Annotated in this window: 19 protein-coding genes; 5 read left to right on the top strand and 14 right to left on the bottom strand. The window is 66.2% G+C overall.

The features are described 5' to 3' along the window. Positions 1-4 precede the first annotated feature (4 nt). From DIE15_RS13795 to argH, 4 genes are all read right to left on the bottom strand, one after another. Positions 5-838, bottom strand: a complete 834-nt coding sequence (locus tag DIE15_RS13795) for an ABC transporter substrate-binding protein (RefSeq protein ID WP_057926900.1) — start codon at positions 836-838, stop codon at positions 5-7. Between the two features lie 97 nt (positions 839-935). Next, complete coding sequence (locus DIE15_RS13790) at positions 936-1,739, bottom strand: amino acid ABC transporter ATP-binding protein (protein WP_124833540.1); 804 nt, start codon at positions 1,737-1,739, stop codon at positions 936-938. Next, positions 1,736-2,629 carry an amino acid ABC transporter permease gene (locus DIE15_RS13785; RefSeq protein WP_057927080.1) on the bottom strand — a complete coding sequence of 298 codons (894 nt, stop codon included), beginning with the start codon at positions 2,627-2,629 and terminating at the stop codon, positions 1,736-1,738. Before DIE15_RS13785 ends, DIE15_RS13790 begins: the two co-directional genes overlap by 4 nt. Then, positions 2,623-4,056: an argininosuccinate lyase gene (gene argH / locus DIE15_RS13780; RefSeq protein WP_124833539.1), complete on the bottom strand. Its 1,434-nt coding sequence runs from the start codon at positions 4,054-4,056 to the stop codon at positions 2,623-2,625. Before argH ends, DIE15_RS13785 begins: the two co-directional genes overlap by 7 nt. A gap of 126 nt (positions 4,057-4,182) precedes the next feature. Here argH and gcvA point away from each other — a divergent pair, with 126 nt between their 5' ends. Continuing rightward, entirely contained in the window at positions 4,183-5,061 is an 879-nt protein-coding gene (gene gcvA / locus DIE15_RS13775; RefSeq protein WP_124833593.1) for a transcriptional regulator GcvA, read from the top strand. 25 nt (positions 5,062-5,086) lie between these two features. Here gcvA and DIE15_RS13770 read toward each other — a convergent pair whose 3' ends face one another. The 5 genes from DIE15_RS13770 to DIE15_RS13750 all read right to left on the bottom strand — a co-directional run bounded on the left by DIE15_RS13770 (position 5,087) and on the right by DIE15_RS13750 (position 8,685). Beyond that, the gene (locus DIE15_RS13770) at positions 5,087-5,617 is read right to left on the bottom strand and encodes a GNAT family N-acetyltransferase (protein WP_124833538.1); all 531 of its coding nucleotides are present in this window, start codon (positions 5,615-5,617) and stop codon (positions 5,087-5,089) included. 102 nt (positions 5,618-5,719) lie between these two features. Further along, complete coding sequence (locus DIE15_RS13765) at positions 5,720-6,469, bottom strand: amino acid ABC transporter ATP-binding protein (protein WP_124833537.1); 750 nt, start codon at positions 6,467-6,469, stop codon at positions 5,720-5,722. After that, on the bottom strand, positions 6,456-7,106 hold the full coding sequence (locus DIE15_RS13760; RefSeq protein ID WP_057926906.1) for an amino acid ABC transporter permease: 651 nt from the start codon (positions 7,104-7,106) through the stop codon (positions 6,456-6,458). Before DIE15_RS13760 ends, DIE15_RS13765 begins: the two co-directional genes overlap by 14 nt. Next, entirely contained in the window at positions 7,103-7,789 is a 687-nt protein-coding gene (locus DIE15_RS13755; RefSeq protein WP_057926907.1) for an amino acid ABC transporter permease, read from the bottom strand. The genes DIE15_RS13760 and DIE15_RS13755 overlap by 4 nt, the downstream gene beginning before the upstream one ends. Positions 7,790-7,878: 89 nt before the next feature. After that, positions 7,879-8,685 carry a transporter substrate-binding domain-containing protein gene (locus tag DIE15_RS13750; protein ID WP_057926908.1) on the bottom strand — a complete coding sequence of 269 codons (807 nt, stop codon included), beginning with the start codon at positions 8,683-8,685 and terminating at the stop codon, positions 7,879-7,881. Positions 8,686-9,305: 620 nt separating this feature from the next. Between DIE15_RS13750 and ansP the strand changes: the two genes are divergently transcribed. Beyond that, positions 9,306-10,796, top strand: a complete 1,491-nt coding sequence (ansP, locus tag DIE15_RS13745; RefSeq protein ID WP_124833536.1) for an L-asparagine permease — start codon at positions 9,306-9,308, stop codon at positions 10,794-10,796. Positions 10,797-10,873: 77 nt separating this feature from the next. Here the strand turns inward: ansP and DIE15_RS13740 are convergent, their stop codons facing one another. The 3 genes from DIE15_RS13740 to DIE15_RS13730 form a co-directional block, all read right to left on the bottom strand. Beyond that, positions 10,874-11,194: a DUF4148 domain-containing protein gene (locus DIE15_RS13740; RefSeq protein WP_124833535.1), complete on the bottom strand. Its 321-nt coding sequence runs from the start codon at positions 11,192-11,194 to the stop codon at positions 10,874-10,876. A 166-nt stretch (positions 11,195-11,360) separates the two neighbouring features. Then, on the bottom strand, positions 11,361-12,710 hold the full coding sequence (locus DIE15_RS13735; RefSeq protein WP_185734457.1) for an ATP-binding protein: 1,350 nt from the start codon (positions 12,708-12,710) through the stop codon (positions 11,361-11,363). Further along, positions 12,710-13,372, bottom strand: coding sequence for a response regulator transcription factor (locus DIE15_RS13730; RefSeq protein WP_057926911.1), 663 nt, complete (start codon positions 13,370-13,372; stop codon positions 12,710-12,712). The genes DIE15_RS13735 and DIE15_RS13730 overlap by 1 nt, the downstream gene beginning before the upstream one ends. Positions 13,373-13,531: 159 nt before the next feature. Here DIE15_RS13730 and DIE15_RS13725 point away from each other — a divergent pair, with 159 nt between their 5' ends. Beyond that, the gene (locus DIE15_RS13725) at positions 13,532-13,912 is read left to right on the top strand and encodes a cytochrome b562 (protein WP_260428250.1); all 381 of its coding nucleotides are present in this window, start codon (positions 13,532-13,534) and stop codon (positions 13,910-13,912) included. Positions 13,913-13,955: 43 nt separating this feature from the next. Further along, positions 13,956-14,522 carry a cytochrome b gene (locus DIE15_RS13720; protein WP_124833533.1) on the top strand — a complete coding sequence of 189 codons (567 nt, stop codon included), beginning with the start codon at positions 13,956-13,958 and terminating at the stop codon, positions 14,520-14,522. Positions 14,523-14,661: 139 nt separating this feature from the next. Here DIE15_RS13720 and DIE15_RS13715 read toward each other — a convergent pair whose 3' ends face one another. Together DIE15_RS13715 and DIE15_RS13710 are read right to left on the bottom strand one after the other, a co-directional pair. Continuing rightward, a complete protein-coding gene (locus DIE15_RS13715) occupies positions 14,662-15,066 on the bottom strand; it encodes a BspC domain-containing protein (RefSeq protein ID WP_244104838.1) in 405 nt (134 codons plus the stop codon). Positions 15,067-15,124: 58 nt separating this feature from the next. Next, the gene (locus DIE15_RS13710) at positions 15,125-16,444 is read right to left on the bottom strand and encodes a chloride channel protein (protein ID WP_124833532.1); all 1,320 of its coding nucleotides are present in this window, start codon (positions 16,442-16,444) and stop codon (positions 15,125-15,127) included. Positions 16,445-16,596: 152 nt separating this feature from the next. Here DIE15_RS13710 and DIE15_RS13705 point away from each other — a divergent pair, with 152 nt between their 5' ends. Beyond that, the gene (locus DIE15_RS13705; protein ID WP_124833531.1) at positions 16,597-16,803 is read left to right on the top strand and encodes a hypothetical protein; all 207 of its coding nucleotides are present in this window, start codon (positions 16,597-16,599) and stop codon (positions 16,801-16,803) included. Positions 16,804-17,008: the final 205 nt, after the last annotated feature.

Here is a 17,008-nt window from a genome sequence, read left to right as displayed (position 1 = left end):
TCGCTCAGCGAGTCGCGTTGATCGTCGCCTTCGCCACCGCGTGCTCCTGCAGCCCCCATTTCGCGAGCAGCTTCTGGTACGAGCCGTCCGCGATCAGCTGGTTGAGCGCCGTCGTCAACGCGCCGCTCAGCGCGGTATTGCTCTTCGCGACGCCGATGCCCGTGTATTGCGACAGGAACGGCTTGCCGACGGGGGCATACGCGTTCTGCTCGAGGCTGTTCTGGTACGGCAGCGTCTCGCCGCCCTGCACAGCCGCGTCGATGCGGTTCTGGCGCAACTGCATCCGCGCGTCCGACGAGCCGTCGGTACCGACGACGATGATCGCCGGCTTGCCGGCCTTCACGCAGTTCTCCGCGCTCCACGCGGTGGTGTTGTCGGGGAACGACGTGCGCCGGCTCGAGCCGACGCGCTTGCCGCACAGCGCGCCCATCTGCGCGAACTCGCCGGCGCGTGTCTTCAACGTATAGAACTGCGGGCCCGTCTCGATGTAGTCGACGAACGTCACCGCATCGCGGCGCGTCGGCAAGTCGGTCATGCCGGACAGGATCATGTCGACGCGTTGCGTCGCGACCGCGCTCATCATCTGGTCGAAGCTCGTTTCGACCCAGTTCAGTTTCGCGCCCATCTTCGCGGCGAGCGCCTCGCCGAGATCGACGTCGAAGCCGGCCAGCTTGTCGGTCGCCGGATCCTTGTATTCGAACGGCGGGTAGTTCGGCACGATCGCGACGTTCAGCGTGCGTTTCGCGTTCGCGGATTGCGCGGCGGCGAACGGTGCATGAAGCGCGAGTGCGCCGAATGCGACGGCGGCCAGCGTGCGGGTCAGGACGGATGCTTTCATGGGATGTCGCCTTGTCATGATGGAGTAATGAGGTGCTACGCCGCGCTCGTCGGCGGCTCGATCGTTCGGGCGCGGTAAAACGGGGCGCCCGGCCCGGTCATGCAATCACGGCGGAGATGAACTCGCGCGTGCGCGCGTGCGTCGGCGCGGACAGCACCTGGTCAGGCGGCCCGCTCTCGACGATCCGGCCGCCGTCCATGAACACGACGCGGTCGGCCACCTCGCGCGCGAAGCCGAGCTCGTGCGTGACGACGATCATCGTCATCCCGCTCTTCGCGAGATCGCGCATCACGGCCAGCACTTCACCGACGAGTTCGGGGTCGAGGGCCGATGTCGGCTCGTCGAACAGGATCAGCTGCGGATGCATCGCGAGCGCCCGCGCGATCGCGACGCGCTGCTGCTGGCCGCCCGACAGCTCGACCGGAAACGCGTCGCACTTGTGCGCGAGGCCGACGCGCGCGAGCAGCGCGCGCGCTTCCTCCTCCGCTTGCGCGCGGCGGCGCTTGAGCACCTGCACGGGGCCTTCGGTCACGTTCTCGAGCGCGGTCTTGTGCGGAAACAGGTTGAAGCGCTGGAACACCATGCTCGTCGCCAGCCGCTGGCGCGCGATCTGGCGCTCGGACAGTTCGTGGAGCCGGTCGCCGGCGCGGCGGTAGCCGGCCAGTTCGCCGTTGACCCACAGCGCGCCGGCGCTGATCGGCTCGAGCTGGTTGATGCAGCGCAGGAACGTGCTCTTGCCGGAACCCGACGGCCCGATGATGCACAGCACTTCGTCTGGCGCGACGTCGAGCGTGATGCCGTGCAGCGCCTGGAAATCGCCGTACGACTTGCGTACGTCGACCGCGCGAACGACCGCGTTCGTCATGACGTTCTCCCGATGGTTGAGGGTCGTGTCGTTCATTTGCGGCCCGCCGCCCTGCCGGCGCCGCGCGCGAAACGCCGCTCGACGCGCGCCTGCGCGAGCGACAGCACGGTGACGACCGCGAGATACCAGATGCCCGCGACGATCAGCAGCTCGATCACGCGGGCGTTCGCGTAATAGATGTTCTGCGCGTTGTGCAGCATCTCCGCGTACTGCACGACGCTCGCCAGCGACGTCAGCTTGACCATGCCGATCAGCTCGTTGCCGATCGGCGGCACGATCACGCGCATCGCCTGCGGCAGGATGATCCGACGCAGCGCTTGCAGGCGCGCCATGCCGATCGATTTCGCGGCCTCGTACTGGCCCGTGTCGACCGACAGCAGCCCTGCCCGCACGACTTCCGACGTGTAGGCACCCTGATTGATGCCGAGCCCGAGCACCGCCGCGAGGAACGGCGTCATCACGTCGACGGTCCGGTATTCGGCGATACCCGGGATGCCGAGCGTCGGAAACACGAGCGCGAGGTTGAACCACAGCAGCAGTTGCAGGATCACCGGCGTGCCGCGGAACAGCCAGATGTAACCCTGCGCGATCGCGCCGAGCACCGGATTCGACGACAGCCGCATCACCGCGGTGACGACCCCGAGCACGATGCCGAGCGTCATCGCGAGGACGGTCATCACGATCGTATTGCCGAGCCCCGTCAGGATCGAATGCGCGGTCAGGAACTGGCCGACGACGCGCCATTCGATCTGTCCGCGCGCGAACGCGACCGCCACATACGCGAGCGCGGCAATGATCGCAATCGACGCGACATAGCGGCCCCAGTAGCGCCGGCGCACGCGAACGAGCCCGGCGATATCGTCGGCCGGTCGAGCAGCCGGCCCCGGTGCGCCGTCGAGACGGCTCGAATCGGATGCGCTCAGCATGACGGCCCCCGGTAGTCGGCGGCCCACGCGGCCTGGCGTTCGATCGCGGCGCTCAAGCGGCCGATCTGCTCGTGCACGCGCGCGGGCGACGTGCCGCCCGCCCCGCCGCGGGCGGCGACGGCCGCGTCGAGCGTCAGATGCGCGCGCACCGCGGCGGCGAGGCGCGTGTCGACGGCCTGCAGCTGTTCGGCGCTCGCGTCGGCGAGCTCGATGCCGTCGCGCTCGCATGCCCGCACGAGCGTGCCGGTGATTTCGTGCGCTTCGCTGAACGGCACGCCGGTCAGCGCAAGCCAGTCCGCGACCTCGGTCGCGAGCGTGAAGCCGAGCGGCGCCTGGCGACGCATCTCGTCGACGTTCACGCGCATCGTGCGGATCATCCCCGCCATCGCGGGCAGCACGAGTTCGAGCGTATCGATCGAATCGAACGCGGCGATCTTGTCTTCCGCGAGATCGCGGTTGTACGCGAGCGGCAGCGACTTCAGCGTCGCGAGCAGGCCCGTCAGGTTGCCGATCAGGCGCCCTGCCTTGCCGCGCGTGAGTTCCGCGATGTCGGGGTTCTTCTTCTGCGGCATGATCGAGCTGCCCGTCGCGTAGCCGTCGTCGAGTTCCACCCAGCGGAATTGCCGCGACGTCCACAGGATCACTTCTTCCGACAGGCGGGACAGGTTCACGGCCAGCATGCTCGTGACGAACACGAATTCGGCGACGTGATCGCGCGCGGCCACCGCGTCGATCGAGTTCTCGCACGGTGCGTCGTAACCGAGCTCCTGCGCGGACAGCTCGGGCCGCACGCAAATCGCCGAGCCCGCGAGCGCCGCCGCGCCGAGCGGCGAGCGCGCGGTGCGGCGGTCCCAGTCGACCAGGCGGTCGGCGTCGCGATACAGCGACTGCGCGTGCGCAAGCAACTGATGGCCGAACACGATCGGCTGAGCGGGCTGCAGATGGGTGAATCCGGCGGTCACCGTGTCGACGTGCCGGCTCGCCTGGCCGACCAGCGCATCCTGCAGATCGAGCACGCCGCGCACGAGCTGGCGCGCCTTGTCGCGCAGGTACAGGCGCAGGTCGTTCGCCGCCTGGTCGTTGCGCGAGCGCCCGGCGCGCAGCTTGCCGCCCAGCGCCGGCAGCCGCTGCGTGAGTACGCGTTCGAGGAAGGTGTGCACGTCCTCGTCGGCAAGCGACGGCGCGATCGCACCGGCCGCGTAGTCGCGCGCGATGGCGTCCATCGCGGCCAGCAGTTGCGCGAGTTCGTCGTCGTTCACGATGCCGGCGCGGTTCAGCTCGCGCGCATGGGCGCGGGAACCCGCGAGGTCGTACGGCACGAGGCGGAAGAAACTCGGATCGGAGCGCGACAGGTTCTGCAGCGCATCGGACGGTTTCGACTGGAAGCGGCCGCCCCACAGGCGCTCGATCGGTTCGGTAAGGCTCATTGCGGTCGACCTCGACTCGGTTGGATTGCTCCCACTGTAGGCATTCAATTTTTTTTGTTGTAGCGAGAAATTGAATCCGCTTTAATGAAATTTTTCTCAGCACCGTCGCCTCTGACGGGTTCGCCGATGCGCAACCGCCTGCCCCCGCTGAACCCGCTTCGTGCGTTCGAAGCCGCCGCCCGGCGCGGCAGCGTGTCGGCCGCCGCCGACGAACTGCACGTGACCGCGAGCGCGGTCAGCCACCAGATTCGCATTCTCGAGAGCACGCTCGGTGTCGCGCTATTCGTCAGATCAAAGGCGCGCGTGAAGCTCACGCCCGAAGGCGAGGCGTTGCTGGAGCCGGTTGGCGCCGCGTTCGACATGATCGCGAACGCCACCGTCAGGCTCGATTCGCCGGTGGCCGCCGGCGATCTCGTCGTATCGACGCCGCTGTCGCTGACGTCGCGCTGGCTCGCCCGGCACATCGGCGATTTTCTCGAGCGCTACCCGGGGATCCACCTGAAAGTGATTCCGTCGAACGACGATCGCGAGACCTATTCGCCCGACGTCGACGTATGCATTCGCTACGGGGAAGGCAACTGGCGGAACCGGCGCGTCGAGCTGCTCGCGCATCCGGCGCTGTTTCCGGTCGTGAGCCCGGCGTTGATGAACGGGCCCGGTGCGATCCGCAAGGTGCAGGATCTCGCGGGACGCACGCTGTTCTGCGAGCATGCGGGATCGTGGATGCGCTGGCTGGCGGAAGCGAATGCGGACAAGCTGCCGGGCATCCGCATTCTGGAAATCGGCAACGCACACATCGGCGTCGAAGCCGCCGTGCACGGGCAAGGTGTCGCGCTCGGCGACAGCCTCTCGGTAGCCGACGACCTGATCGACGGCACGCTCGTGCGGCCGTTCAGCGCGGCGGTGCCGTCGCGTCATGCGTACTATCTGGTCACGCGTCACGAGCTGGCCGATTCGCCGCTCGTGACCGCGTTCCGGACGTGGCTGCGCGCCCGCCTGGCATGACGCGCGTGCGCGCGGCAGGGGGGACTCAGGCAACGAGACTCGCGAGGTCGTCCCACACCATCACGATGTTCTGTGATCGCCAGATCGGCCCCGCATCGACATACTCGCCGGCCAACCGGCCGTTCAGCGACGCGTAGAAGGCGATCGCGGCGTCGTTGCCCTTGACGACACTCAACGCCGCGCCCCGATATCGCATCCGGTCCAGATGCGTCGCGAGTTGCGAAAGCAGCGCGCGGCCAATGCCGCGACGCTTGAATTCGGGATCGACATACAGGAACTTGATCTCGCCACGGCCGCCGAAGATCGGTTCCGACGGCGCGCCGGCCGCGCCGATGCCGACGATCCTGCTGCCGGCTTGCGCAACGAGCACCAGCTGGTCGCTGTCGCTCGACGCGAGCTTTTCCCGCCATTTCACGCCGCGATAGCGCTCGTCGAGGATGGCATGCGCTTGCGCCGGTGCGAGATCGCGATAGGTATGCCGCCAGACCATGACGTGAAAATCGGCGATCGCCTGCGCGTCGTCGACGCTGGCGGACCTGATGGATATTCCGGACATCGAAGACTCTCTCGGGCGGCTCGGCACGCGCGGGCGCGGTGCATACGCCGGGGATTGTCGACGATCCGTGCGGCGATGTCAGCACCCCGCCGGCATCGCGGATCAGCGCGCCACGGCTTCCGTATTCCGGATGCTGCCGAGGAACCGCGTCAGCTCCACCGTCTGCGGCCGCTCGAAGATGTCTTCCGACGTGCCGCTCTCCCACACCCGTCCCTGGTGCATGAAGACGATCCTGTCGCTCACCGCACGCGCGAAGTTCATCTCGTGCGTGACCATGATCAGCGTCATGTCCTCGCGCGCGAGCTGCGCGACGACGCCCAGCACCTCGCCGACGAGCTCGGGATCGAGCGCCGACGTGATTTCGTCGCACAGCAGCACGCTCGGCTTCATCGCGAGCGCACGCGCGATGGCAACGCGCTGCTGCTGGCCGCCCGACAGCTGTTCCGGAAACGCGTCGAACTTGTCGCCGAGGCCGACGCGCTCGAGCATCAGTTCCGCGATCGCGCGCGCCTGCTGGCGGTGCACCTTCTTCACGACGGACTGCGCGAGCATCACGTTTTGCCCGGCGCTCAGATGCGGAAACAGGTTGTATTGCTGGAACACCATCCCGACCTTGAGCCGCAGTGCACGCAGGTCCGCATGCCGTGCATCGACGCGTTCGCCGTCGATCGAGATCGTGCCGGCGTCGATGCTCTCGAGCCCGTTGAGCGTGCGCAGCAGCGTGCTCTTGCCCGAGCCGCTGCGGCCGATGATCGAGACGACCTGCCCGCGCTCGACGGAGAAATCGATGCCCTTGAGCACATGATGGGTGCCGAAGTTCTTTTCGAGACCACGGGTTTCAACGAGCGGCATGCCATCTCCTTTGCAACGTGCGCGCGTAACGGGTAAGCGGATAACAGAGTGCGAAATAGATCAGCGCGACGAGGCCGTATACGATGAACGGCCGGAACGTCGCGTTCGAGATCGCGGTGCCGACCTTCGTCAGCTCGGTGAAGCCGATGATCGACACCAGCGCCGTATCCTTCACGGCCTGCACGCCGAAGCCGACGGTCGGCGCCACCGCGATGCGCGCGGCCTGCGGCAGGATCACGTGACGCAACTGCTCGACGTAGCTCATCGCCAGGCTCGCCGACGCCTCCCACTGCCCTTTCGGCACGGCCTCGACGCAGCCGCGCCAGATTTCGGCGAGGTAGGCGCTGGTGAAGAACGTGAGGCCTGCGGTGGCCGCGACCCACGGAGGCACGTCGAACCCGACGAGCGGCAGGCCGAAGAACACGATGAACAGCTGCATCAGCAGCGGGGTGCCCTGGAACACCTCGATATAGAGCTTCGCGCAGCCGCGCAGCACGACCGAATTCGATACGCGCATCACGAGCAGCCCGAGGCCGACGAGGCCGCCGGACAGGAACGACACGATCGACAGCACGATCGTCCAGCGCGCGGCCAGCAGCAGGTTCGCGAGAATCTGCCCGAACGTGAAATCGGTCATCGCGCACCTCGCACGCGGCGCGAGAACAGGCGCCGCCCCATCGAGCCGAGCGTCGCGCGCAACAGCAGCGCCATCGCCAGATACGCGAGCGTGATCACGAAGTACGTCTCGAACGCGCGGAAGTTGCGCGACTGAATGTAGCCCGCCGCATAGGTCAGATCGGCCACCGAGATCTGCGACACGACCGCCGAACCGAGCATCGTGATCACGATCTGGCTCGAGAGCGCCGGAAACACCTTGGCGAGCGCCTGCGGCAGCACGACGTGGCGCAGCATCTGCGCGCGGGACATCGCAAGCGCGGATGCCGCTTCCAGATGCCCCTTCGGCACGGCGCCGACGCCCGCGCGCACGATCTCGACCGAGTACGCGCCGAGATTGAGCGTCATCGCCAGAATCGCGGCCGTGTACTCGCCGATGTGCACGCCGAGCGCCGGCAAGCCGAAGAAGATAAAGAACAGCTGGACGACGAATGGCGTATTGCGAATCGCCTCGACGTACGCGCCGATCAGCGGGCGCAGCCGCACGGCCGCGCGCGCATCGGCGCTGTACGCGGCCGCGCCGAGCACGCCGAGCGCGACGCCGAGTACGGTTGCGACCGCGGTCAGCGCGAGCGTGATCGCCGCGCCGCTCGCGAACACGCCGGCGTAATCGGCGAGCTCGCCGAATTGAAGCTGGTAGCTCATGGGAAGTGAATGGATTCGGGTTCGGACAACGACGCCCGCCGCGCCGGGCATGCCGGCCGCGGCGGCGCGTCAGGCGACTCTGCGCTGCGTCACAGTCCGGCCGGCAACGGCTGGCCGAGCCACTTCTTCGACATCGCGCCGAGCGTGCCGTCCTGCTTCGCATGCGCGATCGTGTCGTCGATCTTCGCGAGCAGGCGCGGTTCGTTCTTGTTGACGCCGACGAAGCACGGCGAATTCTTGATCACGAACTTGACCTCGGGCCGGCGCGGCGGGTTCTTCGCGAGAATCGCCGCCGCGACGATGTTGCCGGCGGCGATCAGTTGCACTTGCCCCGACAGGAACGCCTGGATCGTCGCGTTGTTGTCCTCGAAGCGCTTGATCGTCGCGTTCGGCGCGAGCTGCGACAGCGCGATCTCCTCGAGCGCGCCGCGCGTGGCGCCGACCGTCTTGCCGGTCAGGTCGGCCGGCGCGCTCACTTTCAGGTCGGACGGTCCGAACACGCCCTGGAAATACGGCGCATATGCGGTCGAGAAGTCGATGACCTTCTCGCGCTCCGGTGTCTTGCCGAGCGACGAGATCACCATGTCGACCTTGTTGGTCGTCAGGTACGGAATCCGGTTCGCGCTGTTCACGGGCACGAGCTTCAGCTTGACGCCGAGCGATTTCGCGAGCAGTGCGGCCATGTCGATGTCGTAACCCTGCGGCTGCATGTCCGTGCCGACCGAGCCGAACGGCGGATAGTCCTCAGGCACCGCGACGCGCAGCGCGCCGTTTTTCGCGATGGTGTCGAGCGCGTCGGCATGCGCCGGTGCGGCGGCGCACAGCACCATCACGGGTGCTGCGATCAGCGCAGCCAGCCAGGTGCGTCGGGGAAACGGTCGGATCGTCGGGCTCACGGTGAATCTTCCTTGTCTGGTATGTCGTCGGGCAGCGCGCAACCGTTGCGCGGCCTCGGCAACTCCAGCAAAAACCGGGCCATTGCCGCGCAATGCCTGTCGCAGCGGCACTTGAAGGAAATGTCGGCGAACCGGATTCCTCATTTCGGTGCATGAGCCGGCGCGGGCAGCAGCGGTTGCCCATTCGCAGCGCGCACCGGCGCACCAAATTATCCAATCGGTACACCCCGCGAATCGGGGAACGGTGTGTCGGACGCCTGACGGTTTCCGCGCATCGAGCCGACACGCGCGGGAGGTGGAATCGAAGAAATGGAATCGAAGGCCGCACACGCGCGATGCAAGGCGTCCGTCGAGCCATGCAGGTTGCTCGCTTTGCGGCGTCATCGTGGCCGTGGCCCGTATGCACGGATTCGAGCAGGTCCAGTCGAAATTTGCATGCCGTTTGTGATCGGAATTACGGCCGAATACGTTCGCGACGTACCGTGCCTTTCGCCACGACCGGTCAAGCGCGATCAGGATGGCCGTGCTTGATTCCGCGCGCGGGCTCGCCGGTACCGGAGGTACCCGATCGTCTCGCGATCGGGATCAATCCAATCACATTAGTGCGCGAGGATGCAGTCATGGCATCGATTCCCGAACCGTCGACAACCGGTGACACCAACAAACGCAGCTGGCTCGAATCGCACGAAGCCGGCTATCACAAGACCCTCGGCAATCGACAGGTGCAGATGATCGCGATCGGCGGGGCGATCGGCACGGGGCTGTTTCTCGGGGCCGGCGCCCGGCTGCAAGCTGCCGGACCGGCGCTCGCGATCGTCTATCTGGTGTGCGGCGCCTTCTCGTTCCTGATCCTGCGCGCACTCGGCGAACTCGTGATGCATCGCCCCAGCAGCGGCAGCTTCGTGTCGTACGCACGCGAATTCCTCGGCGAAAAGGCCTCGTTCGTCGCCGGCTGGATGTACTTCCTGAACTGGGCGATGACCGGCATCGTCGACATCACCGCGGTCGCGCTCTACATGCATTACTGGGCGCCGTTCGCGGCCGTGCCGCAGTGGATCTTCGCGCTCGCCGCACTCTGCATCGTCGCGACGATGAACCTGATCGGCGTGAAGTGGTTCGCCGAGATGGAGTTCTGGTTCGCGCTGATCAAGGTGGCCGCGATCGTGCTGTTTCTCGTGATCGGCTCCGCGATCCTCGGCACGGGCATGCCTATCGCCGGCCATGACACCGGCCTGCATCTGATTACCGACAACGGCGGGTTCTTTCCGCATGGGCTGATGCCGGCGCTGGTGCTGGTGCAGGGGGTGGTGTTCGCATTCGCCGGCGTCGAACTGGTCGGCACGGCCGCCGGGGAATGCAAGGACGCGCGCAAGGTGCTCCCGCGCGCGATCAACAACGTGATCTGGCGCATCGCGATCTTCTACGTCGCGTCGGTCGTTCTGCTGGTCTGCCTGCTGCCGTGGAGCGCATACAAGGCGGGCCAGAGCCCGTTCGTCACGTTCTTTGGCGCGCTCGGCGTGCCGGGCATCGGCTCGCTGATGAACCTGGTGGTGCTGACGGCGGCGCTGTCGAGCCTGAACTCGGGGCTGTATTCGACCGGACGCGTGTTGCGTTCGCTGTCGATGGGCGGCTCGGCACCGGCATTCCTCGGGCGGATGAGCGCGCAATCCGTGCCGTATGCGGGCATTCTCGTGACGGTCGCGATCTACGTGCTCGGCGTGCTGCTCAACTATCTCGTGCCGTCGAGCGTGTTCGAGATCGTGCTGAACATCGCATCGCTCGGCATCATCAGCACGTGGGGATTCATCGTCGTGTGCCAGATGAAGTTCCGTGCGGCGGTCAGGCGCGGCGAGGTGGACGACGTGTCGTTCAGGATGCCGGGCGCGCCCGTGACATCGTGGCTCACGCTGCTGTTCCTGCTCGGTGTATTGGTCCTGATGGCATTCGACTACCCGAACGGCACGTGGACGATCGCGTCGATCCCGGTGGTCGCGCTGCTGCTCGTGATCGGCTGGAAGTGGCTGAGCAGACGCGCGCGCCGCGCGCTGCTCAAGCCGACGATTCCGTCGGTCACGCTGACGCAGAACGTGCTCGAGAAGGGCAACGACTGAAGCCGCGCCCGGCACGAATCGGCGGCCCTGGCCGACGCGGCTCGTGTGGAGCGCGGCGTGCCGCGGCACGCGTGACGTCAATGATGCGCATACAACCGAGGCGTCGCGGCATGGCTCCGGATCGCAGCCCCCGAGTCGCCCCCCGTCGCCGTTGCAGGCCCGTATCCCGACGCATCGGCCTGCGCCGCCGGTTCAGCAGACCGGATGCGCGCCTCGGCCTGCTGGATCGATTGCGGGTAGTGAATGTCCTTGCGGGCCGGGTTGTAACCGGCCTGCTCGGCCTGCACGATCTGGGCGCGAACTTCGGCCCGGGTCGGGCCGCTGCTCGATTGAGCCGCCAACGCGAACGCGGGCGCGATCGCCACGGCCAGCATGATGGTATGGATAGCGAATTTCATGATCTCGACATCCAGTCAACAGAGCCGGCATTCGAGCGCACCTTCGAGCTCACCTCTTGTGCCGTAAGGACAGCATGCTCCGCTCAAGCTGAAGGCAATGTTAACTTCGCGTCGCCGAACGCATCTCGCGCGAAAGCAGGGGCGGACCCGGAAGCGCCGGCCCCGGTCAAGCCCGCGTCGGCAACGTGACGCGAACGCCGAATCCGCCGCCGTTCAACCCGTCGATGTACGTCACGCTCCCGCCGAGTTTGGCCGCGATGCGCGCGACGATGGACAGCCCCAGGCCGCTACCGCTTTCATCGTGATCCGCGCCGCGAAAGAAGCGATCCTGCAGTCGGCACAGATCGTCGTCCGAGACGCCGGGGCCGTCGTCCCGGACCTCGAGGCTGATCGCGCCGGCTTCCTGCCACGACGCGATTTCGATGCATCCCTGCTCGCGACCGTACTTGATCGCATTGTCGACGAGGTTGTCGAGCAAGACGCGCATCAACGTCGACGGCACATGGGCGACGACGGGACCGTCGACGCGCGCTATCAGCGACATCCGCTTGCGATCCGCGCGCGTCTGGTAGTCGCCGATGCAAGTCTGCACCACGCGCGCGAGATCGACGTCCTCGCCGGGCAACTGCACGGTTTCGTCGAGCCGCGCCAGGGCGAGCAGCTGGTCCGCCAGATGCGTGCTGCGGTCGACCCCCTCGACGACCCGTTGCATCGCGCGCCGCTGACGCTCCGGATCGCGCGCCGTGAGCGCGACCTGCGCCTGGACCTTGAGCGCGGCGAGTGGGGTCTTGAGCTCGTGTGCCGCGTCGCTGGTGAACGCGCGTTCGCGATCGAGCGAGCCGCGCAGACGCTGCAACAGCGTGTTGAGCGCGGCAACCAGCGGCCGCACTTCGTCGGGAATGCCGGTCGTGCCGATGGCGTCGAGGCTGTCGGGCGAACGTGCGTCGATCGCGTCGGACAGCGTGCGCAGCGGCGTCAGGCTGTGGCCGATGGCCAGCCAGATCAGCACGGCCAGCACGGGCAACGCGAACGCGAGCGGCCGTGCGACGCGGCGCGCGACCTCCGCGGACAGATCCGAACGGTGCATACGCTGCTCGAAGATGCGCACCGTGCGGCCGCGCGCGGCATCGGTCAGCACGTACGCGTGCCACTTCGGATTGCCGAACCGGATCGGGCTCGATGCCGCGGCGGGAAACACCGGCAGATCGAGCGATGCAAGCCCGGGACTCGCGGCCAGGATGCGGCCGCCGGCGTCGCTCACCTGATACAGCATCCGCGGCGATGCATCGTTGTCGCCGTCGTCGTCTTCGGACGAACCGAGCGCAATGTCCGCAAAGACCGGGAGATCGGAGGCATTGAGGGCTGCGAACGCCCGGGCGATCTGCTCGATGCGGGCGTCGTCCCATTCCTCCGCTTCGTGAATCGCCTGGCGATAGCTCGACACCAGCGAGTACGCCCAGACCACCACGACACCCGACAGCACGAGCAAGGTGAGCCGTTGCCGGATCGAGCGCATCACGATGCCTTCTCCACCACGTACCCGACGCCGCGAATCGTCCGGATCAGGTCGGCCCCCAGTTTCTTGCGCAGGTTCGACACATGCACTTCGATCGCATTGCTTTCGATTTCTTCGTTCCAGCCGTAGAGGCTGTCCTGGAGGCGCGCGCGAGAGAGCGGGCGACCCTGGTTCGCCAGCAGTTCGACGAGCAACGCGCATTCCCGCGATGTCAGCGCGATCCGTTCGGTGCCGCGCGTCACCGTCATCAGCGCGGGGTCGACCGACATGTCGCCGTATTCGATCGTGTCGGTGCCGCGCCCCTGCGAGCGGCGCATCAGCGCCCGGCAGCGGGCGATCAGCTCGGTCAGGTCGAACGGCTTGCCGAGGTAGTCGTCGGCGCCCGCGCTCAAGCCGCTCACGCGGTCGGCTACCGTGTCGCGCGCGGTCATCACCAGCACCGGCGTATGGTCGCGCCGCTTGCGAAGCCAGTCCAGCAACTCGACCCCGGACATGCGAGGCAGGCCGAGATCGAGCACGACGAGGTCGTATGGCGTGGTTTCGAGCGCGAGCTGGGCATGCCTGCCGTCGTGCGCCCAGTCGACCGTCATGCCGGCGTCGATCAGGCCGTCTTCCACCCCGCTTCCGATCAGCTTGTCGTCTTCGACGAGTAACACCCGCATGGCGTCGCGTTCCTGTTGGTTCCGGACATGGCGTCCCTTGCCGCACGATAACCGCAGGCGCGGGCGGCCATCAAGCCGGGCACGGAAAAATCCGGGCCTTAAGAATCCGTTAACGTCGGCGCCATAAGGTCGCGGTCACCGACACTCGCAATCGAATCGATGACCATGAACAGCCTGTCGTTCCGACTCCGTTTCTGCGCAGCGCTGGGTGTGCTGCTTTCCGTGGCTGCCGCGCCGGCCTGCGCCGGCGAGATCAAGACGCTGATGAGGGACATGAAGCACGCGATGCAAGGTGCGATGAACAGCCGGACGATTCCGGAGATGAACGGATATGTGACCCGACTCGAAAACGATGCGCAGCAGGCAAGCCGCCAGCGCTATCGCGACGACCAGCCGACCTACGACGAAGGCATGCGCACATTGCGCGACGAATTGACCGCCGTCGACCGTGCGATTCAGACCAACGACCTGCCGGCTGCCAAGCAGGCGTTGCGACGGATCAACGGCACGAAAAAGCACTATCACGACCTGCTCGGCTAACCGCGGCCGGCCACGCTTTCGCCACTGAACAGGTATTCCCGTCATGAAAAACGTTACCCGCTACCCGCTGTCGATCAGCCTGCTGCACTGGCTGCTGGCCGCCGCGCTGATCGGCAACCTGATCGTCGGCTTGCTGCTGGACGACAACGAGGGCCTCGTCGACCTGCACAAGTCGATCGGCATCGCCATCCTCGGGCTCGCGGCGATCCGTATCGTCAATCGGCTGCGCATGCGTCGCCGGCTGCCGCCGTCGATCAATCCGGCCGGCACGCTGAACCATGTCGCGGAACGCAGCGTCCACGGGCTGCTCTATGTGCTGATGCTCGCCATTCCCGTGCTCGGCTGGATGAAGACGAATGCGGCCGGGCACACGGCCAGTTGCTTCGGGCTCTTCTCGCTGCCGACCCTGGTGCCCCGGAGTCGCGAACTGTCGCACTGGCTGGGAGAACTGCACGCGCTGACGGCGTATGGGCTCGCCGCGCTGGTCGGCTTGCACGTTCTTGGCGCGCTGGCGCATCGGCTGATCCACACGGAAAACATACTCCCGCGCATCCTGCCCTGGCCGACGAGGGCAGCTCGGCGCCAGGCCCGGATGGAAGATGCGAGCTAAACCGGGAGGTGCCGGTATCTCCTCCCGGCTTTCGACCGCGACGTGACTGCCGCGCGATGGGGATCGTGACGCGATCGGGGCCGCGCTGCGAAAGGTCCTTGCTGCCGCATCGCAGTGCTTCTCGATCGCATCGATTCGGTTACCGCACCGCCAGCGGTTTCATTGCAACGCCCACGACGTGCGAGCGCCAGATTCCGCACTTTGCGGCCACGGGAATCCAGGCGCCACGGGGTCGCAGGCGTGCTGAAGCACGAACGGTCACCGTCGAATCCACGAGCGGCCCGCTGCCCGGGCGATCCTCGAGCCCGCGAAACGCGCGCACCTTGGCCCTCAGCAACCGGACGTCGGGCGCGAGAAACATGTCGTACTTCGCCGACGTGCGAATCCATCGGTCGATTTCGGCAACGCAATTGATGACGACCGGGCGAACGTTGATACGCGCCAGGTAGCGATAATCGTCGGGAATCGCATCGTCGGCGCTCGATCGCGCCGCATAGGCGAACAGAAGCATCGACGAGGCAAGAAAAATCAGAAGGCCCTTCATGAGTGAAGACGAACGAGGTGAGTGATGTCCGACACCGTGGAACGATGCGTCCCAAAAGTCATCGATGGTCGGCCGGGAAATAGCGTGTCGACAACGCTTCGTACAGCGGCGGCGCGAAGAAGCGCGACACGCGGCTGGCAATCAGCGCCGTGGCCATCAGCGAGATCACGAGCGCGTGGCCGTTGATCATCTCGATGACGATCACGAACGCCGTGATCGGGCTCTGCGTGACCGCCGCCAGATAGCCGACCATGCCGAGCGCGATCAGCATCTGCAGCTGCATCCCCGAGAACAGGATGTGCAGCGTGTTGCCGATTCCGGCACCGATCGCCAGCGACGGCGCAAACAGGCCGCCCGGTGCGCCGGGCAGATATGACCCGATCATCGAAACCATCTTGAATACCGGATACAGGATGCTGACGTCCGTGTGGCTCTCGAGCATGCCTCGGGCTTCCGCATAGCCGCTGCCGAACGTATGTCCGTGGGTCACGACGCCGACGAACGCGACGACCAGCCCGCAGGCCGCACCGAACAGAATCGGCTGGCCCGCACGAAAATCCTGGAGCGCGTGCGGCATCCAGCGTCGCGTGTTGAGCAACAGCCAGCAGAAGATGCCGCCCATGACGCCCGCGATCGCGCCGATGAGCACGACCGCAAGCGCCAGCGACTGAGGCAGGTGCGCGCCGACGTCGATCGTGCCGAAATAGACGTAGTTGCCCTGGATGCCGAGCGACACGATTCCGGCGAAGATGATCGCCGTGATGAGCACGCCGCTCGTTCGTTGCTCGAAGCTGCGCGTGAGTTCCTCGATCGCGAACACCACGCCGGCGAGCGGCGCATTGAAGGCAGCGGAAAGCCCCGCTGCCGCGCCCGCAAGCGCCAGCCGGTGCTCGAGCACGCCAGGCCGTATCGCGCGAAACCGCTGCGGATAGAACCTCCGCAGATTGAACATGAGTGCGGCACCCACGTGAATCGTCGGGCCTTCGCGACCGATCGTGAACCCGCCGAGCATGGCCAGGAACGAGACCAGGATCTTGCCGATCAGGATCCGCAGCTTGAGCAATCGCGCACCGGCGTTGCCCGGTGCATGCAGCATTGCAATCACTTGCGGAATGCCGCTGCCCTCCGCACCGTCGAAGAATCGCCGTGTCAGCCAGACGGTCAGCGCGCCGATGATCGGCGTGACGATCAGCGGCAGCCATGCGTGTCGGGCGGCGTAACCCAGAAACACCCCGTAGCCGAAATCGATCAGCTTCGCATAGAGCACCGCCACGAGGCCCACGGCCACCGCACCCAGCCAGAACACGCCGTAGTGAAGCCACAGACGCCGCGCGTGCAGTATCGCGCGGCGATCTGCGAGCGCGGAAATGCGAATCATCGGTCTCCCCCTACCCACTCGTCAGCCGGTTTGAATATTGAAGGACTTCCAGATCGCTCGGGTTCGAACCGGCAGCGGCTTCATGCACGAACGCGATCGCGCGCCATGCCGCAGCCACCCCGGCACGCATCGGAAACACCGTGTGCCCGCGCATGCCCGGCGCGAAGGCCGCTGCGAGCGACGCGGTCGCGCGCGGTTCGGGCGCATTCATGCGGGAAGACACGATGGACGACCGGAACATCGTTGACGCGATTGACCGAACAGACCTGAGAACAGATAAAAAACCCGGCTGGGCAGCCGGGTTCAAGAAGCTCGCCCCGGCCTTTCGTAACGGAACGACCGGACGTCGAGTTCAGTGAGCTGATGAAGCACATCTGAATCCACGATTTTGCAGAATTTCCGCATCGTAACATGCCAACTAGTCATGATGTGACATTTCTCCCGCGCTGCTCGATGTGATCGTTATTCATCTTCATGTGACCACGGAAATCTTTCGAATCACCGTCGGACGATTTACACAATCCCGTCACTTGCCGAAATGGAGCGGCGCAGTTCACTGCGCTT

This window comes from Burkholderia sp. Bp9031 (assembly GCF_003857965.1).
GTDB lineage: Bacteria > Pseudomonadota > Gammaproteobacteria > Burkholderiales > Burkholderiaceae > Burkholderia > Burkholderia ambifaria_A.
The sequence above is the reverse complement of the archived record's forward strand: the minus strand, read 5'-3'. Positions and strand labels throughout refer to the sequence as shown.